Annotated in this window: 2 protein-coding genes; both read left to right on the forward strand. The window is 57.7% G+C overall.

The window, feature by feature from the left end:
• A partial coding sequence (locus AC1DN0_RS41115; protein ID WP_441629333.1) for a hypothetical protein occupies positions 1 to 216 on the forward strand: 216 nt, incomplete at its 5' end.
• Positions 217 to 362: 146 nt separating this feature from the next.
• Positions 363 to 1084 (forward strand): hypothetical protein (locus AC1DN0_RS41120; RefSeq protein ID WP_441637768.1); only part of this gene is annotated, 722 nt, incomplete at its 3' end.

Consider the following 1084-nt stretch of genomic DNA (forward strand, 5'->3'; position numbering starts at 1 on the left):
GTCGAGCAGGCCATGACACCCGAAGAACAGCGCTATTGCCGCGCACGCGACTACGCGCTGAACATCATCGCCAAGACACTGAAACTGGACCTGCCGTTCAAGATCGAGGAACACGTCACCTACACCAAGGAACAGCGTGAACTCGTCAAACAGAAACTGCGCGATCTTGGCTACACCGTGACGGATGCGCCATACCCGGTTACGCCAGCGGATTGAGGACGACGACCGACAACATGGAACCAAGACATCGACGCCGAACCCGGTCATGGCGTGTTTGCCTGACGCTCTTCTGCGGCATTGCCACGGCAATGCCGGCCCTATCCGCCACCGCGCAAACCGCACCCGCTCAGGAGACCCAAGCCATGCCAACCCTGGCTCAACTGATTGACGACGAAAAATGGGACGAAGCCAAGACATACTGCCGCACTTACCGGAGCGAGGTCATTCCGGAGATCAAGGCCATTCTCGCCAAACGCTATGCCAATAACCTCACCGAGGCCGCCAAGGAGAGTGAGACGAAGGATGCCGCTTATGCTTGCTTGAGGCAGATCCGCACACAAGAATCCGCGCTGCTTCTAGCGCAGGGCTTCGGCAATGGCGGCGGATACAACAGCATCTATGGCTTGATCGAAGATCCGCGGCCTGAGGTCTACCCCATTCTCAAGGCAAAACTGCGGCCTCCGGAAAATGCGCGAGACAAAAACCTCCTGCTGACCATGGCCCAGATATCTGTTCCTGTGGAGCAACGCGTTGCCGATATCAGACCATACCTGGAAGCGAAATATTATGGCGTGCGTCAGGGTGCGGTTCTCGGACTTGCACTACTGGATGATCCCGGCAGCATGGAACGCATGGCCTATGAGTTAGGAACGAAATGGCGCGATGGGAAACAGTACTTTCTATGGACGTTCTATCACTTCCGTGCCTGGAGAATTCCAAAGTTCGTCCCGGTGCTGATCCCGGTCCTGAACGACCCGCAGCCACTCGAAGACATCGGCGTCCGCCAGTACCTCCCCGGCGGCGTCGAGCAGGCCATGACACCCGAAGAACAGCGCTATTGCCGCGCACGCGACTACGCGCTGAA

The sequence above is a fragment of the Cupriavidus sp. 05N39 genome (assembly GCF_056397325.1).